The sequence below is a fragment of the Pseudomonas sp. B28(2017) genome, assembly GCF_002113025.1.
Lineage (GTDB): Bacteria > Pseudomonadota > Gammaproteobacteria > Pseudomonadales > Pseudomonadaceae > Aquipseudomonas.
On the sequence record NZ_NEJH01000021.1, the window covers coordinates 1 to 22,957 of the forward strand.

Here is a 22,957-nt window from a genome sequence, read left to right on the forward strand (position 1 = left end):
GCATAAGCCGGAGTGAGGCAGCGGTAAGCTGCAAGTGACAAGTTAAAAACGCCAACCCGAAGGTTGGCGTTTTTAACTTGTCACTTGCAGCTTACCGCTGCCTCACTCCGGCTTATGCCGACCAAAACCCGGACGCTGGCCGGAACCGGCCGGGGCGCCTCGGCGTTTGCCCGATGGCGTGTCACCGTCGACCAGCTTGATCCCCGGACGCTTCGGTGCTGGCTTGGCCGGACGCTTGGTGTCGGCCGGACGATCGGCTACCGGCGTACCACGACCTTCGCCACGCTCAGTACGGCCATTGGCCGGACGTGGCGTGCGTGGACCGCGTTCGCCGTCCTGACGCGCAACAGGCTTGCGCCCTGGACGCTCGCCTTCGATCTGCGGCTCGCGGTTTTCACGCGGGGCTGCAGGTCCACTATTCGCTGGACGCAGGGTGCGTACACGTTCGGTCCTGGCCATCGGCCGCGACGACTTGCGTTGCATCCGGTCGAGCTTGTCCTTGCTCTTGGCGTTCAGTTGCGGCATGGCCACCGGGGTCAGGCCGACTTCCTCGCTGAGGACGTCGACTTCGTACTGGCTCATTTCGCGCCAGCGGCCCATCGGCAGGTCTGAGTTGAGGAACACCGGACCGAAACGCACGCGCTTCAGACGGCTGACCACCAGGCCCTGGGATTCCCACAGGCGACGTACTTCGCGGTTACGACCCTCCATCACCACGCAGTGATACCAGTGGTTGAAACCTTCGCCGCCCGGTGCCTGCTGGATGTCGGTGAAACGCGCCGGGCCGTCTTCGAGGACAACACCAGCCTTCAGGCGCTCGATCATCTCGTCATCGACTTCACCGCGTACACGCACGGCGTACTCGCGATCCATCTCGTAGGACGGGTGCATCAGACGGTTGGCCAGTTCACCGTCGGTGGTGAACATCAGCAAACCGGTGGTGTTGATGTCGAGGCGGCCGATGTTGATCCAGCGACCCTCTTTCGGACGCGGCAGCTTGTCGAACACGGTTGGGCGGCCTTCCGGATCGACACGGGTGCAGATCTCGCCGTCGGGCTTGTTGTACATGATCACACGGCGGACCGATTCGGCGGCCTCTTCGCGCTTGATCACCTTGCCATCGATGGTGATGGCGTCGTGCATATCGACGCGCTGGCCAAGGGTGGCGTCTTTGCCGTTGACCTTGATGCGGCCGTGGCTGATCCAGGCTTCCACGTCACGGCGCGAGCCGACGCCGATACGGGCGAGGACTTTCTGCAGTTTTTCGCCTGCCGGGCCGATTGGCTGGTCGTCTTGCTGGTCTTTGATACTCATCTGGGCACCTCCCGGTGTGGTCTGAAAACTGGGTACTTTGGCGAAGGGATCGCCGAAGGGTCGCGAATCATACGCGCATGAGGGCGTTTGCGCATCAGAGACTAGCTGATCAATGCAAGGTTATTTGTTTTTCCGCCGGCCGGTGGCTCGCCGTTTTTCGGGAACACAATCCCACAGGGTTTGCGTCAGTCCTCGAATTGACGACGTTCGGCCTCGATGGCTTCGGCCAGAGCCAGGGCTTCGGCCTCTTCGTCCGACAGCTGCGGTTCGGGCTTCGGCTGTTCGAGGGCAGCCACGGCGGCCAGGAGCTTTTCCCGGGCTTCGGCAACGCCGAGGATATCGTCTTCCTGCTTCGTCTCCGGCTCGGGCTCGGGCTCGGGCTCGGGCTCGTCTTCAGGCTCCGGCTCGATCTGCGCAATGTCGGATTCCGGTTCAATCGGCTCCGGTTCCAGGTCAGTCGGGAATTCGGCGCCATCACGCAGCAAGTCGTCGAAGTCGGTCTTGAGCCCTTCCTCCATGCTGTCCAGCTCCAGCAACAGCGTGTGGAAACTGGTTTCTTCCTTCGGTTCTTCCGGCTCGGCGCTGGCGTCGGCCAACTCTTGCAGACCGGCGGGTACGGGGGCGTCGTCGAAATCGAGCACCGGATCCGGTTCCAGCTCGCGCAGTTCCGCCAACGGCGGCAGGTCGTCGAGGTGTTTCAGGTTGAAGTGATCGAGGAATGCCTTGGTGGTGGCGAACATTGCCGGTTTGCCGGGTACGTCACGGTAGCCGACGATGCGGATCCACTCGCGCTCCATCAGCGTCTTGACGATGTTGCTGTTGACCGCCACGCCCCGCACGTCTTCGATTTCGCCCCGGGTGATCGGTTGGCGATAGGCGATCAGGGCCATGGTTTCCAGCATGGCACGGGAGTAGCGCTGCGGGCGCTCTTCCCACAGACGCCCGACCCACGGCGCAAATTTCTCGCGAATTTGCAGGCGATACCCCGAAGCCACTTCCTTCAGTTCAAAGGCGCGACCATCGCAGGACTTCGCCAGAATCGTCAGGGCCTTCTTGAAGACCGGCGGCTCGGGGCGCTCGCCCTCTTCGAAGAGTTCGAACAGGCTTTCCAGAGATTGCGGCTTTCCCGAGGCCAACAGAAAGGCTTCAAGCAATGGCGCCAGCTCGCGGGGTTCAGTCAGGTTCATGATTCAACTCGTTATTCGGCTCGGGCTCGCACGTGGATCGCGGCAAATGGTTCATTCTGCACCAGCTCGACCAGGGATTCCTTGACCAATTCGAGGATCGCCATAAAGGTCACCACCACGCCCAGGCGCCCTTCTTCGGCGGTGAACAGCTCGACAAACGGCACGAAACCACCGCCCTTGAGGCGTTCCAGCACATCGCTCATGCGTTCACGGGTCGACAGCGCCTCGCGGCTGACCTGATGGCTTTCGAACATGTCGCCACGGCGCAACACCTCGGCCATGGACAACAGCAACTCTGACAAGCGTACGTCCGGCAGCAGCTTGCGTGCCCTGGCCTCCGGGGCGTCAAGCTTGGGCACCACCACGTCACGACCGACGCGACTCAGGCCATCGATGCCTTCGGCGGCAGCCTTGAAGCGTTCGTACTCCTGCAAGCGACGGATCAGTTCGGCGCGCGGGTCTTCCTCTTCGTCTTCGACGGTTTCGGCCCGTGGCAGCAGCATCCGCGACTTGATCTCGGCCAGCATCGCGGCCATCACCAGGTACTCGGCGGCCAGTTCGAGGCGAACCGACTGCATCAATTCGACGTAGCCCATGTACTGGCGAGTGATTTCCGCCACCGGGATGTCGAGGATGTTGATGTTCTGTTTGCGGATCAGGTACAGCAGCAGGTCGAGCGGGCCTTCGAACGCCTCGAGGAAGACCTCGAGGGCATCCGGCGGGATGTACAGGTCCAGCGGCATTTCCATGACCGCCTGGCCATAGACCATGGCGAAGGGTAGTTCCTGCTGGGCTCCGGCCTGACTGTCGACGGGTTCTACTGCGGACATCTAGGCCTCGACCATGAACGGCGCAGGGTCGCCGCAACCAACACGAATGACTTCCGGCTCGCCATCGGCGAGGTTGATCACGGTGGACGCCTTGATCCCGCCGAAGCCGCCATCGATGATCAGATCGACCTGGTGCTCGAGCAATTGGCGCATTTCATGGGGATCATACATAGGGTCGGTTTCACCAGGCATGATCAGACTCACGCTCATCAACGGCTCGCCGAGTTGCTCCAGCAGTGCCAGGGCAATCGGATGGCTTGGCACCCGCAGGCCGATGGTGCGTTTTTTCGGGTGCAGCAACAGTCGCGGTACTTCGCGGGTGGCGTTGAGAATGAACGTGTACGGCCCCGGCAAGTGGGCCTTGAGCAAGCGGAAAGTGCCGGTGTCGATCTTGGCAAACAGCCCCAACTGCGACAGATCGCAGCAAATCAGCGCGAAGTTGTGCTTTTCATCCAGCCCGCGCAAACGTCGCACGCGCTCCACAGCCACTTTGTCGCCGATCTGGCAACCAATGGCGTAGGAAGAGTCTGTAGGATAAATCACCACCCCGCCCTTGCGGATGATCTCGACCGCCTGTTTGATCAGGCGCGCTTGCGGGTTTTCCGGATGAATCTGGAAAAATTGACTCACATTCTCTACCTGTTCAGACGGCGGCAATAACTGGGTCATGTTTGAATCGACACCATAGTGGTGGCAGATCCTCCGGGAGAGGCCGGTATTCACCGATTTCCGACCAGCCTCCGGGGCCATGAAAATCACTGCCGGCACTGACCAGCAGACCGAATTCGCGGGCCAGAATGGCCAGGCTGCCCACTTGCTCGGCAGGCTGATAGCCATTGACCACTTCGATGGCGTGGCCCCCTGCTTGAATATAGTCGGCAATCAGGCGACGACGCTTGCTGCGGGTGAAATCATAGTGCCAGGGGTGTGCCAGGCTGACCCAGGCCTTGGCCGCGCGCAGGGTTTCGACGGTTTCGTCCAGGGTCGGCCAGTGCTGCTTGACGTCACCCAGCTTGCCGGCGCCCAGCCATTTGCGGAACGCCTCGCCGCGATCCTTGACGAAACCTTCACGCACCATCCAGTCGGCGAAATGCGGGCGGGCCGGCGCGTTGCCGCTGTCGCCCAGTACCTGCTGGATCTCCCGGGCGCCTTCCAGCGCCCCCGGCATGCCTTTCAGCGCCAGTTTGCGGCTGATTTCCTCGGAGCGCAGCCAACGGCCATCATGCAATTTGGCGATGGCCTCGACCAACGGCGCGGCGTTCACGTCAAAACCGTAGCCCAGGACATGAATGGTCGCGCCGCCCCAGGTACAGGACAATTCGACGCCATTGACCAGTTGCATCCCCAGCGCGGTAGCCGCGTGCCGGGCCTCGTCGAGGCCTTCAAGGGTGTCGTGATCGGTCAAGGCCAGGACTCGCACGCCCTTTTCGAACGCCCGCGCCACCAGAACCGCAGGCGCCAGGGCGCCATCGGAGGCCGTGCTATGGCAGTGCAAATCAACATTCACTGGGCTTTGTAACCTCAAATCAGCTGGCGCTATCGCGCGCCCATATGTTTGTTATTATGCCGCCACATCCTGCTTCTGGCTGCCACTGTGAAACAATTCATCGATTTCATCCCGCTCCTGCTGTTTTTCATCGTCTTCAAAACCGATCCACGGGTCGTCGACATCGCCGGCCATGAGGTCACTGTAGGCGGTATTTACAGCGCCACTGCGATGTTGATCGTCAGTTCCCTGGTGGTCTACGGCACGCTGTTCATCAAACAGCGCAAGCTGGAGAAGAGCCAGTGGCTGACCCTGATCGCCTGCCTGGTCTTCGGCAGCCTGACCCTGGCGTTTCACAGCGAGACGTTCCTGAAGTGGAAAGCTCCAGTGGTCAACTGGCTGTTCGCCCTGGCGTTCATTGGCAGCCACTTCGTCGGTGACAGCCTGCTGATCAAGCGCATCATGGGCCACGCGCTGACCTTGCCGGAGCCTGTCTGGACGCGCCTGAACATCGCCTGGATCACCTTCTTCCTGTTTTGCGGCGGCGCCAACCTGTTTGTCGCGTTCACCTTCCAGAGCTACTGGGTCGACTTCAAGGTCTTCGGCAGCCTGGGCATGACTTTGCTGTTCCTGGTCGGCCAGGGCATCTACCTGTCCCGCCATCTGCACGATGCCGACACCACTACGCCAAAAACCGAGGACTGAAATGCTTTACGCAATCATTGCCACAGACGTCGCCAACTCCCTGGAAGCCCGCCTGGCCGCACGGCCTGCGCACCTCGAGCGCCTGCAAGCGCTCAAGGGCGAAGGTCGCATCATATTGGCCGGCCCGCACCCGGCCGTCGACAGCAATGATCCCGGCGCGGCGGGTTTCACCGGCAGCCTGATCGTTGCCGAGTTCGACTCGCTGAGCGCTGCCCAGGCCTGGGCAGACGCTGATCCGTACATCGCCGCAGGTGTCTACGCCAACGTTCTGGTGAAGCCGTTCAAGCAAGTCCTGCCATAAAATCTTCCACGCGATGAACCTTGTCGGTTCATCGCGCTCTCAATCGCTCATTATTCTCGTTTGCCGGCCGACAACCTGCCCAATACTCGTATTGGAATCAGGAGTCGCGATGCGCAAAGGTCCGTTGTGTCTGATGTTGGTCACGTTGTCGGTCGTGGCGCCCGCCCACGGTGAAGAAAACGCCGAGGGTGGAAACTCGACGCCGCTTTCCTTGAGCGCCGGCAGCCAGATCACCGAATTGCAGCAACGCTTGAAAGAAAGCGAGCGGCAACGGGAAGAACTGAGCAAACAACTGCAAACTGCCGATGGCGAACGCGAAAGCCCGCTGCTGGCCCGGTTGCGCCAGGAGAACCAGCGTTTGAAGCTGCAACTCAAGGAAGCCCAGGCCAGCAGTCCGCTGCCGCACCTGCTGACCGACCAGCAACAATGGTTTGTCGTTGGCGCCGGAGTAGCGCTATTGGCTCTGCTCTGCGGTATCTTCGCCAGTGGAGCAAGTCGAAAACGTCGACAATGGCTAAATTGAGTGAGTCATGAGCGAGCTGTTACTGATTGATGATGACCAGGAGCTCTGTGAGCTCCTGAGCAGTTGGCTGAGCCAGGAAGGGTTTCAGGTACGCGCCTGTCACGACGGTCAGAGCGCACGCCGCGCGCTGGCCGAAACCGCCCCGGCGGCCGTGGTGCTGGATGTGATGCTGCCAGATGGCAGCGGGCTGGAACTGCTCAAGCAGTTGCGCAGCGATCACCCGGATTTACCGGTGCTGATGCTTTCGGCACGGGGCGAGCCCCTGGACCGGATCCTCGGCCTGGAACTGGGCGCCGACGATTACCTGGCCAAGCCCTGCGATCCACGGGAACTGACCGCCCGCCTGCGCGCGGTCTTGCGTCGTAGCCACCCGGCAGCGGTGTCCAGCCATATGGAACTGGGTGACCTGTGTTTCAGCCCGGTGCGCGGGGTAGTCAGCATCGACGAGCAGGAGTTCACCCTCACCGTTTCCGAAAGCCGCCTGCTGGAAGCCCTGCTCAAGCAGCCCGGCGAGCCCCTGGACAAACAGGAACTGGCGCAGATCGCCCTCGGCCGCAAGCTGACCCTGTACGACCGCAGCCTGGACATGCACGTCAGCAACCTGCGCAAGAAGATCGGCCCACACCCCGATGGCCGCCCGCGCATCGTGGCCCTGCGCAGCCGCGGTTACTACTACAGCCTGTAGGAGCGAGCTTGCTCCGGGCGGCGTTCCGACGATGGACTCAAAGTCAGCGCGTTTTTTCAGACAGCACGCCTAATCGTTCAACTCCATCGCGAGCGAGCTCGCTCCTACAGTCAGTCACCCGGACGCTTTGTCAGGTCGGCGCAAATTCATCTTTACCCAAGCTTTACGCTCCGCTGACCGCCGCTGACCTTGACCTGCGTAATCTGTACTCATCCGGAACGTACCGGGAACGAGACAAGGAGATACACCATGCGCAAGACTCTTATCGCTCTGATGTTCGCTGCTGCCCTGCCGACCGTTGCCATGGCCATGCCTGAAGGCACAGGCCCGATGGACGGTCCGATGGACGGATCGCGCCACGGCGGTCAGATGCACGGCATGCACGGCAAAGGCCCGTACAGTCAACTGGACCTGAGCCGCGAACAGCGCGAGCAGATCCGCAAGATCATGGGCGAGCAGATGCACGAACGTAAGCAACTGGTCGAGAAGTACCTGGAGAAACTCTCGCCAGCCGACCAGAAAGCCATGAAAGACGAAATGGCGGCCAAGCACCAGAAAGCCGAAGCTGACGTGCGCGCGGTGCTGAAACCGGATCAACAGAAGAAATTCGACGAGATCCAGAAAAAACAGGCTGAACGTCGCGCCGAGTGGGCTGAGTTCAAAGCCTGGAAAGCGCAACAACCGCAAAAAGCGCAATAATGCGCTGACCCTCGGACCCGACGACTATACACCGTTGGGTCTGATGCCATTCGAATCAAGGTGGGAGCGAGCCTGCTCGCGAAGGCGGTGTATCAGGCAGCAATGGTGTCGTCTGACACGCCCTCTTCGCGAGCAGGCTCGCTCCCACATGGGTTTGTGTTTGTTCGAGGACTTTCCGTGCGTTCATTGTTCTGGCGTATCCTGGCCAGCTTCTGGCTGGCCATCGCTCTGGTTGCAGGGCTTTCCATCCTGCTCGGGCACATGCTCAACCAGGACGCATGGATTCTCAGCCGCCACCCGGGCCTCAACACGCTGGCCGAAGAGTGGACGCAAACCTACGAAAGCCAGGGCGAAGATGCTGCCCAGGATATTCTCCAGCAACGTAAACGCCAGTATCACATCGACGTTCAGGTGCTTAACGAAAGCGGCGATCCGGTCGTGCGCGGCACCTTCCCGAAACGTGCGGCAGCTTTTGAGGCGCGACAGAACAACGAGGACCGGCGCCTGCCATGGCGGCGTCTGACCGATGAATTCACCAGCGAAAAAACCGGCGACACCTACCTGTTCATCTACCGCATTCCACACCCTGAACTGGCCGCCTGGCACCGCGAGAGTCTGCTCTGGCCGCTCAGCGCACTGGGTATCGCCCTGGTGGTGCTGACCCTGTTCAGCCTGCTGGTGACCTTTTCCATCACTCGCCCGCTCAGCCGCCTGCGCGGAGCGGTGCATGACCTGGGACAAACTGCCTATCAACAGAACAGCCTGGCCAAACTGGCCAATCGTCGCGATGAGTTTGGCGTGCTGGCCAACGACTTCAACCGCATGGGCGCGCGCCTGCAGAGCCTGATTGGCAGTCAGCGGCAATTGTTGCGGGATGTATCCCACGAACTGCGCTCGCCCCTCGCCCGCCTGCGTATCGCGCTGGCGCTGGCCGAACGGGCCACCCCGCAAGAACGGGAACAGCTCTGGCCGCGCCTGACCCGTGAGTGCGACCGACTGGAAGCGTTGATCAGCGAAATCCTGGTACTGGCCCGGGTCGACTCCGATAACGCCAGTGCGCAAGAGGTGGATCTGAATGCCTTGCTCAATACCCTGCAAAAGGATGCGCAACTCGCCTCACCCGAGCAACTCGTCCACCTCGAAGCCGAGTCGCAACTGAATCTGAAGGGCTGGCCGACCATGATCGAGCGGGCCGTGGACAATTTGCTGCGCAACGCCCAGCGCTTCAATCCTGTGGGAGGCCTGCCGATCGAAATGCAGGCGTTGCGCCAGGGTGAGCGGATCGTCGTGACCGTGCGCGACCACGGGCCCGGGGTCAGTGCCGAACATCTGAGCCAGCTCGGTGAACCGTTCTATCGGGCACCGGGGCAGACAGCGGCCGGACACGGCCTGGGCCTGGCCATCGCGCGCCGCGCGGCGGAGCGACATGGTGGCAGCCTGGTGCTGGCCAATCACCCGGAGGGCGGATTTATTGCCAGTCTGGAATTGCCTCTCGTCCCAGGAGCAGTAGTTCAACCTTGACCCCTGTGGGGGCGAGCCGGCTCGCGAAAGCGCTGGGTCTGATACTTCAATGCCGGATGTGCTGACCTCTTCGCGAGCAGGCTCGCTCCCACAGGAGAATTACGGTGTCAGGCCTTGCCAGGCCAGGCACTGACGAACTCGGCGAGGTCGACTTTCTCGGCCACACGCGGTTCTTTCTGCGGTGTGCCCAGATACAGGAAGGCAATCACCTCTTCCCCCTCCGCCAGGCCCAAACCCTTGGCTACATGGGGCGAGTAAGCCAGGTCACCAGTACGCCACACCGCGCCAATACCCTGCGCATAGGCCGCCAGTAAAATCCCGTGGGCCGCACAGCCCGCCGCCAGCAACTGCTCGGACTTCGGATACTTGACGTGATCCTGCAACCGCGCGATCACCACCACCACCAACGGTGCCCGCAGTGGACCATTGCGCGCCTTGTCGATGGCCGCTTCGCTGACTTCGCTGTCCGAAAGCTTCGCCGCTTCGGCCAGCAACTGGCCCATTTGCTCGCGCGCCGCGCCTTCGACCGTGAGGAAACGCCAAGGCTGCAAGTGACCGTGATCCGGGGCGCGCATGGCGGCGCCGAACAGCACCTCGCGCTGTTCGGCAGTGGGTGCAGGGTCAATCAGTCGTGGAACGGAAACACGGTTGAGCAAAGCGTCGAGAGCCTGCATCGGCCACCTCCTGAAAAATTTGTGCGGCTATTCTAGCTGTAACTGCCGCACCAGTGCCGGTTTACATGCCCCGCCTCGCGGGTAGAATGGCGCCCTTTCCCCTATCAGCCGAGCGGACCTCATGGCGTTGCCGACCTTACGGATCATTGGTTTCATCATCGGCATCTTCCTGATCACGCTGGCGATCTCCATGGTCATCCCCATGGCCACGCTGGTCATTTTCGACCACACCGGCGATCTGCCGTCGTTCCTCTGGGCCAGCATGATCACCTTTGTCGCCGGCCTGGCGCTGGTGATTCCCGGTCGCCCGGAACACATTCACCTGCGCCCCCGGGACATGTACCTGCTGACCGTCAGCAGTTGGCTGGTGGTGTGCATCTTCGCCGCATTGCCGTTCCTGCTGACCCAGCACATCAGCTACACCGATTCATTCTTCGAAAGCATGTCCGGCATCACCGCCACTGGCGCAACCGTGCTCAGCGGCCTGGACACCATGTCCCCCGGCATCCTGATGTGGCGCTCGTTGCTGCACTGGCTCGGCGGCATCGGCTTTATCGGCATGGCGGTGGCGATCCTGCCGCTGTTGCGCATCGGTGGCATGCGGCTGTTCCAGACCGAATCGTCGGACCGCTCGGAAAAAGTCATGCCCCGCTCGCACATGGTGGCGCGGCTGATCGTGGCGACCTACGTCGGCATTACCATTGTCGGCAGCCTGGCATTCTGGTGGGCCGGGATGAGCCTGTTCGATGCGATCAACCATGCGATGTCGGCGATTTCCACCGGCGGTTTCTCCACCTCCGACCAGTCTTTGGCCAAGTGGCCGGAGCCTGCGGTGCATTGGGTCGCGATCGTCATCATGATTCTTGGTGCCCTGCCGTTCACCCTGTATGTCGCCACGTTGCGTGGTAACCGTCGGGCGCTGATCAAGGACGAACAGGTTCAAGGCCTGCTCGGCATGCTGTTGGTGACCTGGCTGGTGCTGGGCACCTGGTATTGGTGGACTACCCAGCTGCATTGGCTGGAGGCGTTGCGGCATGTGGCGCTGAACGTGACGTCGGTCGTGACGACGACCGGTTTCGCACTGGGGGACTACAGCCTGTGGGGCAATTTCTCGTTGATGCTGTTCTTCTATCTGGGGTTTGTCGGCGGTTGCTCCGGCTCGACTGCGGGCGGTATCAAGATTTTCCGCTTCCAGGTGGCCTATATCCTGCTCAAGGCCAACCTTAACCAGCTGATTCACCCGCGCGCGGTGATCAAGCAGAAGTACAACGGTCACCGCCTCGACGAAGAAATCGTGCGTTCGATCCTGACCTTTTCGTTCTTCTTCGCAATCACCATCTGCGTGATTGCGCTGCTGCTGTCGCTGCTCGGCGTGGACTGGATGACCGCCCTCACCGGCGCGGCCAGTACCGTGTCCGGTGTCGGTCCGGGACTCGGCGAAACCATAGGCCCGGCGGGCAACTTCGCCACCCTGCCGGATGCCGCCAAGTGGATTCTCTCGTTCGGCATGCTGCTGGGCCGACTGGAGATCATTACGGTGTTTGTGCTGTGTATTCCGGCATTCTGGCGTCATTGACCGCTTCTGATGTTTGCAGCAGCCGCATCCGGTACTCGCCGGGTGTGGCAGCGAACCAGCGGCGAAAAGCGCGGAAGAAGTTGCTCGGATCGGCGAACCCCAGCAAGTAGGCAATTTCCAGCAAAGTCATGCTCGGTTGCGCCAGGTACTGCTCGGCCAGTTCGCGCCGAGTGTCGTCCAGCAACGCCTGAAAACTCGTGCCCTCCTCCTGCAAGCGCCGTTGCAAGGTGCGCTGGGAAAGGTGCAGTGCCTGCGCCACGGTGTCGCGCTTGGGCTCGCCCTGAGGCAACAGGCGGCACAACACCTGCCGTGCCTTGTGGGTCACGCGGCTTTCGGAAAAGCGCGCCAGGTACTCACCGGCAAAGCGGTCATGCAGCAACGCCATGGCTTCGTTGGCCGTCGGCAGCGGGGCTTCCATGTCCGCGTGTTCGAATATCAGTGCATCGTATGGCGCATTGAACACCAACGGTGCATGGAAGGCCTGTTTATAGGGTTCCAGATCGGCTGGCTCGGCGCCTTGCAACAACACTTTGCGTGGATGCAGCGTACGCCCGGTCAACCAGCCGCACAGTGCCAAGGCACAGGCCATTGATGCTTCGGCGCTTTGCCGGGTCGGCGGCAGATGGTCGCCATGTACCGTCAGAATCAGCGCGTAGCCTTCTTCCAGCAGCTTGAAACTCAGGTCGGCACTTTCGGCGATGATTCGCTGATAGCGCACCAGTCGCTGAAAGCCTTCGCCCAGGGTCTGGCTGGACATCAAGGCGTAACCCGCCACATGAAACTGCGCCGGTCGCACCACCTTGCCCATGTTCAGGCCGATGGCCGGGTTGCCGGACAGATCGACCGCGCGTTGCCACAGCCGTGTCATTGAATCCTGCGCAAAGCGTGCATCCGGATCATCCAGTGCCGCGTAGTCGAGCCCCAGCTGTTTGAACAGAACCCGGCAATCCAGGCCGTCCATCTCCAGCGCTTTGACAATCCCCATCGCCCAGCTTGCAGAAGTCGTTCGTTCGCTCATGGCGTTTTCTTACATGGTGAGCCGCATGCTACGGCTATTGACCGAAGGATATTAAAGTGGCGCCTATTGTCACTGCCTGATGCCATTGATCACTCTAGACTCAAATAAGCTACCCGCAGAACAACTTGCTGCCAGAACAATAACCACAGAGATTGCAGTCGTGGAAAACATCAAACGCTTCAACAGCTTTGCTGAGTTTTACCCTTACTACCTCAGCGAGCACAGCAACAGTACCTGCCGCCGCTTACACTTTATCGGCACGACACTGGTTATCTTGATTCTGGCGCTGACCATTGGTCGCGGGATATGGATGCTGTTGTGGGCCCTGCCTGTGGCGGGTTACAGCTTTGCCTGGGTCGGGCATTTCTTCTTCGAGAAGAACCGCCCGGCAACGTTCCAACACCCCTTCTATAGCCTGCTCGGCGATTTTGTCATGTACCGGGACATGATTCTGGGACGCATTCCGTTCTAGATAACACGACTTACAAGAGAGTTGCCTATGAATGCCAATGCCCGCTTCACCCACATGAAGGACGGCACGCAGGAAGACTGGGCGATCATCGCGGCGGACTTCAGTGCCTACGCGCGACAATTGCCGACAAGGATCGTGGCGCACCTGAAGTTGCTGGAGGGTGATTTTGGCGGGTTCCCGGTGGATCGCCTCACCCACTCTCTGCAAACCGCCACCCGCGCCTGGCGCGATGGTCGCGACGAAGAATACGTGGTCTGCGCCCTGCTCCATGACATCGGCGACACCCTGGGTTCCTACAACCACCCGGACATCGCGGCGGCGATCCTCAAGCCGTTCGTCAGCGCCGAGAACTTGTGGATGGTGGAAAAGCACGGGATATTCCAGGGCTACTACTTCTTCCACCACCTGGGCATGGATCGGTATCTGCGTGAGCAATTCCAGGACCACCCGCAGTACCAGGCGACCGTCGAGTTCTGTGCCAGGTACGATGCAGCGGCGTTTGACCCGGCGTACGACACGCTGCCATTGAGCTTTTTCGAGCCATTGATGGAGCGGTTGTTTGCGCACCCCAGGAACTCGATTTACAAGGCGGCGATGGAAGAGCACGCACCGACCTGAGTCATTTCGGGACCGCTGTGCGGTCAATCGCGAGCAGGCTCGCTCCCACAGGTTTTGCGGCGCGAGCAAATTCCGTGCTCACAAAAATCTACTGTAGGAGCGAGCCTGCTCGCGAAGAGGCCAGTACAAACACCGAATGACAGTCATGCCAACTCGGCAACCCTGGCCGCCTTCAATTGCGCCTCACGGGCCTGGGCGTCCGCCAGGCGATACAACTCGATCGAACCATCCCAGTGCTCGATCAGCGCGGTGCACGACTCCACCCAGTCGCCACAATTGAGGTAGTCCACTTCGCCGACCTTGCGAATCTCGGCATGGTGAATGTGCCCGCACACTACGCCGTGCAACTCGCGCTTGACGCATTCATGAGCGATGGCTTCTTCGAAGTCACTGATGAAGCTGACCGCGGTTTTCACCTTGTGCTTGAGGTAGGCCGACAACGACCAGTAGCCGTAGCCATATCGCGCGCGCCAATGATTGAGCCAGCGGTTGAGGGTCAGGGTGAATTCGTACGCCGAGTCACCCAGAAAAGCCAGCCAGCGATGATAACGGGTGATCACATCGAACTGATCGCCATGAATCACCAGAAGGTGCCGACCATCGGCGGTGACGTGCACGGCTTCGTCCACCAGCTGGATATTGCCCAGAATCAGCTTCGAATAGCGGCGCAGGAACTCGTCGTGATTGCCGGTGACGTAGATCACCTCGGTGCCACGCTTGCTCATGGTCAACAGGCGACGGATCACGTTGGTATGCGCTTGCGGCCAATACATGCCGCCGCGCAGCTTCCAGCCGTCGATGATGTCGCCGACCAGGTAGATCTTGTCCGCGTGGTAGCTCTTGAGAAACTGCGACAGGTGTTCAGCCTGACAATCCCGGGTGCCCAAATGCACGTCGGAAATCCATAAAGTCCGTACGCGTTGCTTACGGGTGGGTTTGGCGAGCTCGGCGCTGGTCATGGGCAACCCTCTGGCAAGTTTTGCCAAGTCTGCCCCGGCCCGGTTAATGGTCCATGACAGCGTCAAGTCAGTCCTGTGACAACGCTGGCAGGCCCGCTCGGTGTAGACTGACGCCCTGAACCGGGAGACCTGCGATGAGACCGATCCTCACGCTTCGCCAATACAGCCACGACCTGATCGTCCACAGCCACGACCACGCGCAATTGGTGTTCGGGCTTTCGGGCGCCCTGGATTTCGAGGTCGACGGCCATGGTAGCCAAGTGGTCCAGCAGAGTTTCTTAGTGGTGCCCTCCGGAGCGCATCACGCTTGTGGCAGCCCCAATGGCAGCCGCTGCCTGGTGCTGGATGTACCCAGCGAACAATGGGTTGCCCAGTCGTTGGGCGATCACGCCGAGTCCAGCCGACGCTTGCTCGACAACGCCGGCCGCCTGCCCCTGGACGCCGGGCAAAGCCAGTTGGTCAGTTGGCTGGCGAACAGTCCGGTCGATGATCCGCTGATTGCACAACAAGGCGCAGTGCTGCTACTGGCCAGTCTCAACAACGCCAGGCCCGGCGTAGTTGGCGGTCGGCGCCTGCCCTACGCCGCGCTGAATGCACACATCGATCAGTACGCGGCGTACCCGCTGCAAGTGGCCGACCTGGCCCGGGTGGCCGGCCTTTCCAGTGCCCGTTTACATGCACGGTTCGTGGCCGAATGCGGGCAGACGCCGATGGACTACATCCGCAGCCGACGCCTGCACATCGCAGTGAGTTTGCTGCGCAACTCGGCGCTGCCCATCGGCGAGATTGCCAGTCGCGTCGGCTACAACTCCCAGAGTGCCTTCGCGGCGGCGGTGCTGCGCGAGTTCGGGGCATCGCCCGGGAAACTGCGGCGCGAGGCTGGCGACAAAAAACGCTAGTTTGTCGACAGACTTGAGGGGCGATTACGCGCTTCAATGATGCCTCTGTTCGTTTGCCGTTAAGGATCGCGATGACTCCCCGTACTGCCCTTGGCGCCTTGCATATCGGCGCATTGATGTTCGGCCTGACCGGTGTGTTCGGCAAACTGGCTGCCGCGTCACCGGCAATCATCGTTTTCGGCCGGGCCGCTTTTGCTGTGCTCGCGCTGGCGTTTTTCGCACGGTTCGCCAGCCAGACGCGCTGGCAGAAACTCGAGGTCGTGGACTGGCGTCGGCTGCTGCTCAGTGGCTTGTTGCTGGCCGGGCACTGGGTGAGTTTCTTCATTGCGGTGAAAGTCGCAGGCGTGGCGATTGCAACGCTCGGTTTTGCCAGCTTCCCGGCATTTACCGTGATCCTTGAAGGGTTGATCTTCCGTGAGCGCATTCGCGCCAATGAAATTGTGCTGGTGCTGCTGGTCAGTGTCGGACTGGTGCTGGTCACACCTGACTTTGATCTGGCCAGCGGCGCCACCACCGGTCTGCTGTGGGCCGTGAGTTCCGGGTTACTGTTCGCGCTGCTGTCACTGACCAACCGTGCCAGCTCCGGGCGCGTCCCACCTGTACAGGCAGCGCTGTGTCAGAACGTGGTGGTTGCCCTGTGCCTGCTGCCGGTGGCGGCGCCTCAATTAAGCGAAGTGCGCGCCATCGACTGGCTGTGGATCGGCCTGCTCGGTGTGTTCTGTACCGGTGTCGCCCACAGCCTGTTCGTCGCCAGCCTCGCGGTGATCAAGGCACGCACTGCCGCCGTGGTGTTCGCCCTGGAGCCGGTCTACGGCATCACCGTCGCCTGGCTGCTGTTCAACGAAAACCCGACCCTGCGCATGTTGCTGGGGGGCACGCTGATCATTGTGGCGATCGTGGTATCCAGCAGGTTCTCAATTGGCGCAAGCAAGAAAGCCGTTACCGCCGAGGCTGCATCTCACTGAGTGCGGTCGTTGTGCCCCAGGTCGCGGTCCGGGTCGATCTGGTCGCGGACCCGCTGCTTGAGCACTTTGGCCTCAGGGAAGCCACCGTCCGCCTTGCGCTCCCAGATCTGCACAGCGTCACAGTAAATATGAAAGACCCCGCCGGTGCCTGGCACCAGGGAGACTTTGCCCAGGTCATCACCAAAGGTGCTGAGCAGTTCCTGGGCCAGCCAGGCCGCACGCAACAGCCACTGGCATTGCGTGCAATAGGTGATGACGACTTCCGGTTTGCCGGTGTTCATGACGGGACTTGACTCCAGAGTTTGACGACGCCGCTATGATAGCCCGGCCGGTGGTTGCCGAGTCGGCGGAACAGGTTGCGCCTCCAACTCGAATACAGGCTCGATCATGGCCAGGGCTGCCGAATGCTTGTTCTCGTCCGGGCTGATCACGCCCCAACTCGACGTCATGGACAACTCCTCCAGGTTGAGTTCGTACACATCGTCAGTGGCAACCGGGATGGCACGACCGCTATCGATCCGCTCAAGCCCATCGCCGGCTGGCACCTCGTCGCGATGCATACTGGGCGGTTGCACGACGGGGGGCCACATCACTGGCTCGGTCAAGAGCTCTGCTAGCGGGTCATTTGGCAACGGCAGAACCTCTGACATTGTGCTCTGATGCGACTGGCGCCGGCGTCGAACAAACCAGCCAAGCACCAGCAACGCCATCAGCGCTGACACGCCGGCAATCGGCAGCCAGCCAATCCCGGGGTTTTCCGTAATAGCGGAGGCTGGCGCCCCTGCATCGGAAGCCATTGGTTGCGCCTTTACCTGCCTGAGCTCCGCCAACTGGGTTTGCAGCTCGGCCAATTGTCTTTTCTGGCCGGCAATCAGCTCATCCTGGCCTTGAAGCTTCGCGTTGAGTTCATCGACTGTGGTTTGCAACGGGAGGTTTTGCTGGGCGCTGGCGGCCAGTTGCTCCGCAGCGGGATCAACCACGGAGATATCAGTTTCTGGTGTCGCCCTTGCCACGGGTAACCGCGGTACGGCCGCTTGAACACTGGGGAATGCAGACGCCGGGGAACTGGAAACCGGTTCATCGCTGGCAGGAACAACGCCCGGCGAACCTGGCGGATCGATCAGTACCGTGTACTCACGCAACAATCGACCGTTGGGCCGATTGAGCTGCACGAGAAAGTTCAGGAACGGTTCACTGACCGGCTTGCTGGACGTCACCTGGATCAAGCGCCGGCTACCGCGCAGGATCGGAGTGAACCTCAGGTTGTTAAGGAAAACTACCCGGTCGACCCCCGCACGACTGAACTCGTCTGCCGTTGCCAGGCTCACCGACAGCTCGTTCTCCTCCAGGCCAGTCGCATCCACCAGTGCAATATCAGCACGCAGCGGTTGATTGAGCGCCGAATGCAAGGTGATTTCACCCAGGCCCAGCGCAGGTGTCCAGGCCGAGTAAGTGACTGCGGCCCCGGCAAGCAACCACTGAGAACCACCGCGTAAAACCAATCGCCAACACTTGAGCATGAGCATCCTTGAGATCTACAGAAACCATCCGCACGCGTTCGTACATCCGTTACGAACACGATATTGCCGAGTAGTTCTTATAGTTCGCCCAATGCGCTATCTCAAAAAACTGGCGTTCGCTTATGCCTCAGGATTTTTCAAGGTTGCCCAGGATGTGCCCGTGAACGCGCATGCACACCTTCAAGTCTGCCTCATCGACGCCTTCGAACAGTTCGTGACGCAGTTGCGTGGCAATGGTTTCAATTTGTTCAATCAAGGGACGCGCCGGCGTGCAGAGAACGATTTTCTTCGCCCGGCGGTCTTCCAGCACGGCCTGGCGTTGCACCAGCCCCTGGCTTTCCAGGCTGTCGAGTAAACGGGCCAGGGTCGGGCCTTCGACGCCGACGCTTTGTGCCAGCTCACGCTGGGTCGGAGCTTCATCGAAACGCGCCAGGTGCAGCAGCACCAGCCAGCGCGCCTGGGACAAGCCCATGCCCGCCAGTCGGCGGTCCAGTTCGGCACGCCAGCCGCGGGACATCTGGGCCAATTGCATGCCAAAGCGGTGTTGATCGGTTAACGGCATAAAACACTCATGATCAGACTGAAATAAATTAAAACTAATTATTAGTCAGCTAAGCATGAGCCTCGACTTGAGGCAAGGCTTGATCTGTACTGAATCGTTACATCAGCACTACAGATGTCTCAAATCTCGAATTCCGACTGCAAGGCAGCCCGAACGCAGTACAAAACCCCTTCCGGTACCCGGCCCGCGAACAGCGCAGCGATCTCGGAAACCGGCGGCAACTCGCCTTCGCCGTCGAGGAAAGCGTCCTGGACTTCCCCCATCAGATCTTCAGGCAGGTCCAGTGCCTGCTCCAATGACAACTGCTGCTTGCCGATCGCCTCGGCCAACATGGTGTAGACGTTCTTTTCCGAGCACTGCAACTGACCGGCGATCTGCACCGGCGTCATACCGGCCCGCGCCAGAGTGATCAGCTCGTGACGCACGTCGGCCACCGCTTTCGGCGCCTCGACCTGGCCGCCGAGCACCTCGAGGAAGGCCTCGCCATAACGCTCCAGCTTGCGCGCACCGACGCCACTGACCCTGGCCATTTCCGCCAGCGAGGTCGGCTGGCTGCGGAGCATTTCCAGCAAGGTCGAGTCGGGGAAGATGACGTACGGCGGCACACCATGTTCTTCGGCGAGCTTGCGCCGCAGAGCGCGCAAGGCTTCCCATTGTTCACGCTCCTCGCCGCGGACCAGTTGGCTTGCCTGGCTCTTGCTGCTTTTCGCCACGGTTTGCGCCTTGAGATCGCGGCGCAATTCCAGGGTCACCTCGCCCTTGAGCAGCGGCCGGCAACTGTCGCTCAGGCGCAAGCCACCGTAACCTTCAAGGTCGATGTCGGCCAGACCCCGGGCCACCAGTTGGCGGAACAGCGAGCGCCACTCGCCCTCCGCCATCGCCTTGCCGACACCAAACACCGAGAGGTGCTGATGGCCGAAGCTACGGACTTTTTCGTTGTCCTTGCCCAGCAACACATCCACCAGGTGTCCGACGCCGTAGCGCTGACCGGTGCGGTAGATCGCCGACAGCGCCTGACGAGCAGGCTCGGTGGCATCCCAGGTCTGCACACCGTCGACGCAGTTGTCGCAATGACCACAAGGCTCGGGCATGTCTTCGTCGAAATAGGCCAGCAACGTTTGCCGGCGGCAGCGGGTTTCTTCACAGAGCGAGAGCATGGCATCAAGCTTGTGTTGCTCCAGGCGCTTGTGGCGCTCGTCGCCTTCGGAGTTCTGCAGCATCTGCTTGAGCATCACCACGTCTTGCAGGCCGTAGGCCATCCAGGCGTCTGCCGGCAGGCCGTCACGGCCGCCACGACCGGTTTCCTGGTAGTAGGCCTCAAGGGATTTCGGCAAATCGAGGTGCGCGACAAAACGCACGTTGGGCTTGTCGATGCCCATGCCGAAGGCCACAGTCGCGACCATGATCAGGCCTTCCTCATTGAGGAAGCGTTTCTGATGGTAGGCCCGCAAATCGTTGGGCAAGCCCGCGTGGTACGGCAGCGCCGGAAAGCCTTGCTCGCTGAGGAATGCGGCGACTTCCTCGACTTTCTTGCGCGACAGGCAATACACGATGCCCGCATCGCTACGGCGCTCGGCGAGAAACGCCAGCAACTGCTTGCGCGGCTGTTCCTTGGGCACGATACGATAAAAGATATTCGGCCGGTCGAAGCTCGACAGGAAGCGCTCGGCGTCTTGCAGGTGCAGCCGGGTGACGATTTCCTCCCGGGTGCGCTTGTCGGCCGTGGCGGTCAGGGCGATGCGCGGTACGTCGGGGAACATTTCCGCCAACTGGCCCAGTTGCAGGTATTCCGGACGGAAATCGTGGCCCCATTGCGACACGCAGTGTGCCTCGTCGATGGCGAACAGGGCGATGTTCAGTCCTTGCAGAAATGACAGCATGCGCGGCTGGACCAGGCGTTCCGGTGCCAGGTAGAGCATTTTCACTTCACCGCGGCGGATACGGGCGGCGAGGTCGCGTTGCTGTTCGGCGCTGAGGGTGGAGTTCAATGCGGCGGCGGCCACGCCCAGTTCTTCGAGGGTGGCGACCTGATCGTCCATCAGCGCGATCAGCGGCGAGACCACCACCGCCAGGCCTTCGCGCAGCAGTGCCGGGACCTGGAAGCACAGGGATTTGCCACCACCGGTAGGCATCAGGACCAGGGCATCGCCGCCACTGGCCACGCGCTCAATGATTGCACCCTGACGGCCACGGAAACTGTCGTAGCCGAAGATGTCCTTGAGGACGCGTTGAGCCTGTTCGAGCATAAAAACTCCAAAAATCACCGAAACATCCCTGCAAGGCTGGTTCAGAACCCGCAACGCTGCACCGACAAATCGTAAGTGCGCATTGCATGTCGCTTCACATTCCAGCCGTGACGCCAGCAGGGCATCACAAAACGCGCGAGTATACCCGAGCCCCGTCCGGCAAAGGGCACCGCTGATAAGACACACCCCAGCCAATATTGTGCAAATCCTGTGGGAGCGAGCCTGCTCGCGATGAGGCCATCACCGTCAACATCGATTTCGCCTGAGCCACCGCTATCGCGAGCAAGCTCGCTCCTACAGGGAATACGGTGCAAATATGCCGTGCGGCTGGCCCAAGCGCTCAAGAAGGCCTAGAATTCCCGCATCGAACATTCCCCAAGGTAGTCCTTTAATGTCCTTCGCTGAGCAACTAACCCGCCTGCAAGTCTTCCTCGACGCTGATGAACTGCATGACGAGGCGCTGGACTACGTGGCCGCCCACGGCTACCTCACCGCGCTTTCGATCTGTTCCGAAGCGGTTCCCGATCGTGAATGGATCGACGCACTGTTCGCCGAAGAGCCGCATTACAGCAGCGAGGCCCAGCGCGAAGAGATCGAAGCCACGCTGATCGGCCTCAAGGCCCACATCGCCCGCCAACTGGCCTCCGACGAAGAGTTCGAGCTGCCGTGCGACCTGGACCTGGGCGATGAGCCGGACGATTCCGAACTGCGCGGCTGGTGCATCGGTTTCATGGAAGGCGTGTTCCTGCGCGAAGAAGCCTGGTTCGAAACCGCCGAGGACGAAGTCAGCGAAATGCTGCTGCCGATCATGGTCGGTTCGGGCCTGTTCGACGAGCAACCGGAGTTCTCCGACATTGCCGCCGATGCCAACCTGATGGACGACATGATCGTGCAGATCCCGGAAGCCCTGACCGCGCTGTACCTGCTGTGCAACGCACCAGACGAAAAACCGGCGATTCTCAAGCCCCGTCACCACTAAGGTTCTGCCTATGGACACCCCCATAGGCAACCGCCCCCTGATGTTGCGCTACGTGCTGCTGACCATCGGCTGGCTGAGCGTGGCGCTGGGGGTGATCGGGATTTTCCTGCCGGTATTGCCCACCACCCCTTTCCTGCTACTGGCGGCTGCCTGCTTCGCCCGCAGTTCCCCGCGCTTCTATCAATGGCTGGTTGAGCATCCACGGCTTGGCCCATGGATCCGCGACTATCTCGACGGCAACGGCATCCCGCTCAAGGGCAAGGTCTACGCCATCGGCCTGATGTGGGCGAGCATCCTGTTCTCCTGCTATCTGGTGCCGCTTCCCTGGGCACGGGGGTTCATGCTGACCAGCGCGGTGCTCGTGACGATCTACATCCTCAGGCAAAAAACCCTGCGCAATCCCTGAAGCCGCCCTGGCTATTGGTGGCGAGCCCCGTCCGACGACCTGCCCTACCCCTGCAAAAACTCCACCTAAACTTCACCCATCTACACTCGAGCAGCCAGACATGGCCCGCAGTCTGCGTAGTCCAGGATGGCCAGCGCTCCGACTTCGGCTCGGCGGCTGGTTGCTGCTGGCAGGTTTGCTACTGACCGTATTCAACGGGGTTCGGGCCGACTGGGATTTTGCGCAGATTCTGCAAACCGTTGAAAAACGCTACGGCCCGCCGGGACCGGCACAAAACCGGATCGAGGCGTGGAGTCAAATGCTGCAAAGTGCGCGCAGTGCGCCCGAACGTGAGCAGCTCAACGCGGTGAACCGCTTCTTCAATCAGCAGTTGGATTTCCAGGACGACACGCGCATCTGGCAACAGACCGATTACTGGGCTACGCCCGTCGAAGCCCTGATCAAGGGCGCCGCCGATTGTGAGGACTACGCGCTGGCGAAATATTTCAGCTTGCGCCGACTCGGCATTCCCAGCGAAAAACTGCGCATTACCTACGTCAAGGCCCTGAGCCAGAACCAGGCACACATGGTACTGACGTTTTACAGCTCTCCCACGACCGACCCACTGGTGCTGGACAACCTGATCGGCGATATCCGCCCTGCGTCCCAGCGCAAGGACTTGCTGCCGGTGTACGCCTTCAACGCCGAAGGCCTGTACCTGCCGGGCAAAAACGGCGGCCAGCGCAGCAGCGACTCGAAAAAACTGTCACGCTGGCAGGACCTGCTGAAAAAGATGCAGGCCGAAGGGTTCGACATCGGCGACGGCTGACCGC

At 61.0% G+C, this 22,957-nt stretch carries 26 protein-coding genes; 14 read left to right on the plus strand and 12 right to left on the minus strand.

The genetic code is table 11. The features are described 5' to 3' along the window. Nucleotides 1-102 precede the first annotated feature (102 nt). The 5 genes from rluB to CAF65_RS27195 form a co-directional block, all read right to left on the minus strand. Complete coding sequence (gene rluB / locus CAF65_RS27175; RefSeq protein ID WP_085719066.1) at nt 103-1,314, minus strand: 23S rRNA pseudouridine(2605) synthase RluB; 1,212 nt, start codon at nt 1,312-1,314, stop codon at nt 103-105. A 185-nt stretch (nt 1,315-1,499) separates the two neighbouring features. Continuing rightward, nucleotides 1,500-2,501 carry an SMC-Scp complex subunit ScpB gene (scpB, locus tag CAF65_RS27180; protein WP_085719067.1) on the minus strand — a complete coding sequence of 334 codons (1,002 nt, stop codon included), beginning with the start codon at nt 2,499-2,501 and terminating at the stop codon, nt 1,500-1,502. 11 nt (nt 2,502-2,512) lie between these two features. After that, the gene (locus tag CAF65_RS27185; protein ID WP_172435389.1) at nt 2,513-3,271 is read right to left on the minus strand and encodes a ScpA family protein; all 759 of its coding nucleotides are present in this window, start codon (nt 3,269-3,271) and stop codon (nt 2,513-2,515) included. A 60-nt stretch (nt 3,272-3,331) separates the two neighbouring features. Next, nucleotides 3,332-3,961, minus strand: coding sequence for an L-threonylcarbamoyladenylate synthase (locus CAF65_RS27190; RefSeq protein WP_033047950.1), 630 nt, complete (start codon nt 3,959-3,961; stop codon nt 3,332-3,334). 13 nt (nt 3,962-3,974) lie between these two features. Continuing rightward, entirely contained in the window at nt 3,975-4,838 is an 864-nt protein-coding gene (locus CAF65_RS27195; RefSeq protein WP_085719068.1) for a PHP domain-containing protein, read from the minus strand. An 87-nt stretch (nt 4,839-4,925) separates the two neighbouring features. On the opposite strand from CAF65_RS27195, the gene CAF65_RS27200 reads away from it, so the two are divergent. From CAF65_RS27200 to CAF65_RS27225, 6 genes are all read left to right on the plus strand, one after another. Further along, nucleotides 4,926-5,522 carry a septation protein A gene (locus tag CAF65_RS27200; RefSeq protein ID WP_085719069.1) on the plus strand — a complete coding sequence of 199 codons (597 nt, stop codon included), beginning with the start codon at nt 4,926-4,928 and terminating at the stop codon, nt 5,520-5,522. A gap of 1 nt (nt 5,523) precedes the next feature. Continuing rightward, nucleotides 5,524-5,823 carry a YciI family protein gene (locus CAF65_RS27205; protein ID WP_085719070.1) on the plus strand — a complete coding sequence of 100 codons (300 nt, stop codon included), beginning with the start codon at nt 5,524-5,526 and terminating at the stop codon, nt 5,821-5,823. Between the two features lie 109 nt (nt 5,824-5,932). Next, nucleotides 5,933-6,346 carry a translation initiation factor 2 gene (locus tag CAF65_RS27210; RefSeq protein ID WP_085719071.1) on the plus strand — a complete coding sequence of 138 codons (414 nt, stop codon included), beginning with the start codon at nt 5,933-5,935 and terminating at the stop codon, nt 6,344-6,346. Nucleotides 6,347-6,353: 7 nt separating this feature from the next. After that, nucleotides 6,354-7,031 (plus strand): response regulator transcription factor, encoded by a 678-nt coding sequence (locus CAF65_RS27215; RefSeq protein WP_085719072.1) that lies wholly within the window; start codon nt 6,354-6,356, stop codon nt 7,029-7,031. 249 nt (nt 7,032-7,280) lie between these two features. Continuing rightward, complete coding sequence (locus CAF65_RS27220; protein ID WP_085719073.1) at nt 7,281-7,730, plus strand: Spy/CpxP family protein refolding chaperone; 450 nt, start codon at nt 7,281-7,283, stop codon at nt 7,728-7,730. Between the two features lie 177 nt (nt 7,731-7,907). Then, a complete protein-coding gene (locus tag CAF65_RS27225; RefSeq protein ID WP_085719074.1) occupies nt 7,908-9,251 on the plus strand; it encodes a HAMP domain-containing sensor histidine kinase in 1,344 nt (447 codons plus the stop codon). Between the two features lie 107 nt (nt 9,252-9,358). Here CAF65_RS27225 and CAF65_RS27230 read toward each other — a convergent pair whose 3' ends face one another. Next, nucleotides 9,359-9,925, minus strand: coding sequence for an NAD(P)H nitroreductase (locus tag CAF65_RS27230; protein WP_085719075.1), 567 nt, complete (start codon nt 9,923-9,925; stop codon nt 9,359-9,361). A gap of 121 nt (nt 9,926-10,046) precedes the next feature. Between CAF65_RS27230 and CAF65_RS27235 the strand changes: the two genes are divergently transcribed. Continuing rightward, nucleotides 10,047-11,501 (plus strand): TrkH family potassium uptake protein, encoded by a 1,455-nt coding sequence (locus tag CAF65_RS27235; protein WP_085719076.1) that lies wholly within the window; start codon nt 10,047-10,049, stop codon nt 11,499-11,501. On the opposite strand, the gene CAF65_RS27240 is transcribed toward CAF65_RS27235, so the two are convergent. Then, nucleotides 11,458-12,519: an AraC family transcriptional regulator gene (locus CAF65_RS27240; protein WP_085719077.1), complete on the minus strand. Its 1,062-nt coding sequence runs from the start codon at nt 12,517-12,519 to the stop codon at nt 11,458-11,460. The genes CAF65_RS27235 and CAF65_RS27240 overlap by 44 nt on opposite strands. A 160-nt stretch (nt 12,520-12,679) precedes the next feature. On the opposite strand from CAF65_RS27240, the gene CAF65_RS27245 reads away from it, so the two are divergent. Both CAF65_RS27245 and CAF65_RS27250 read left to right on the plus strand, forming a co-directional pair. After that, the gene (locus tag CAF65_RS27245) at nt 12,680-12,991 is read left to right on the plus strand and encodes a DUF962 domain-containing protein (protein WP_085719078.1); all 312 of its coding nucleotides are present in this window, start codon (nt 12,680-12,682) and stop codon (nt 12,989-12,991) included. Nucleotides 12,992-13,018: 27 nt separating this feature from the next. Beyond that, entirely contained in the window at nt 13,019-13,609 is a 591-nt protein-coding gene (locus CAF65_RS27250; RefSeq protein WP_085719079.1) for an HD domain-containing protein, read from the plus strand. A 143-nt stretch (nt 13,610-13,752) separates the two neighbouring features. Here CAF65_RS27250 and CAF65_RS27255 read toward each other — a convergent pair whose 3' ends face one another. After that, nucleotides 13,753-14,568 (minus strand): UDP-2,3-diacylglucosamine diphosphatase, encoded by an 816-nt coding sequence (locus CAF65_RS27255; protein ID WP_085719080.1) that lies wholly within the window; start codon nt 14,566-14,568, stop codon nt 13,753-13,755. 134 nt (nt 14,569-14,702) lie between these two features. On the opposite strand from CAF65_RS27255, the gene CAF65_RS27260 reads away from it, so the two are divergent. After that, nucleotides 14,703-15,467 carry an AraC family transcriptional regulator gene (locus CAF65_RS27260; RefSeq protein ID WP_085719081.1) on the plus strand — a complete coding sequence of 255 codons (765 nt, stop codon included), beginning with the start codon at nt 14,703-14,705 and terminating at the stop codon, nt 15,465-15,467. A 71-nt stretch (nt 15,468-15,538) separates the two neighbouring features. Beyond that, nucleotides 15,539-16,432 (plus strand): DMT family transporter, encoded by an 894-nt coding sequence (locus CAF65_RS27265; RefSeq protein WP_085719082.1) that lies wholly within the window; start codon nt 15,539-15,541, stop codon nt 16,430-16,432. On the opposite strand, the gene CAF65_RS27270 is transcribed toward CAF65_RS27265, so the two are convergent. The 4 genes from CAF65_RS27270 to recQ form a co-directional block, all read right to left on the minus strand. Then, entirely contained in the window at nt 16,426-16,713 is a 288-nt protein-coding gene (locus CAF65_RS27270) for a SelT/SelW/SelH family protein (protein ID WP_085719083.1), read from the minus strand. The two genes, CAF65_RS27265 and CAF65_RS27270, sit on opposite strands and share 7 nt — an antisense overlap. Nucleotides 16,714-16,746: 33 nt before the next feature. After that, a complete protein-coding gene (locus CAF65_RS27275; RefSeq protein ID WP_085719084.1) occupies nt 16,747-17,952 on the minus strand; it encodes a FimV family protein in 1,206 nt (401 codons plus the stop codon). A 127-nt stretch (nt 17,953-18,079) separates the two neighbouring features. Continuing rightward, on the minus strand, nt 18,080-18,514 hold the full coding sequence (locus tag CAF65_RS27280; protein WP_085719085.1) for a MarR family transcriptional regulator: 435 nt from the start codon (nt 18,512-18,514) through the stop codon (nt 18,080-18,082). Nucleotides 18,515-18,633: 119 nt separating this feature from the next. Further along, nucleotides 18,634-20,760 carry a DNA helicase RecQ gene (gene recQ, locus CAF65_RS27285; RefSeq protein ID WP_085719086.1) on the minus strand — a complete coding sequence of 709 codons (2,127 nt, stop codon included), beginning with the start codon at nt 20,758-20,760 and terminating at the stop codon, nt 18,634-18,636. A gap of 391 nt (nt 20,761-21,151) precedes the next feature. Here recQ and CAF65_RS27290 point away from each other — a divergent pair, with 391 nt between their 5' ends. The 3 genes from CAF65_RS27290 to lapG all read left to right on the plus strand — a co-directional run bounded on the left by CAF65_RS27290 (nt 21,152) and on the right by lapG (nt 22,953). After that, nucleotides 21,152-21,739: a YecA family protein gene (locus tag CAF65_RS27290; RefSeq protein ID WP_085719087.1), complete on the plus strand. Its 588-nt coding sequence runs from the start codon at nt 21,152-21,154 to the stop codon at nt 21,737-21,739. 10 nt (nt 21,740-21,749) lie between these two features. Beyond that, nucleotides 21,750-22,145: a YbaN family protein gene (locus tag CAF65_RS27295; RefSeq protein ID WP_085719088.1), complete on the plus strand. Its 396-nt coding sequence runs from the start codon at nt 21,750-21,752 to the stop codon at nt 22,143-22,145. Between the two features lie 100 nt (nt 22,146-22,245). Beyond that, on the plus strand, nt 22,246-22,953 hold the full coding sequence (gene lapG, locus CAF65_RS27300; protein ID WP_085719089.1) for a cysteine protease LapG: 708 nt from the start codon (nt 22,246-22,248) through the stop codon (nt 22,951-22,953). Nucleotides 22,954-22,957: the final 4 nt, after the last annotated feature.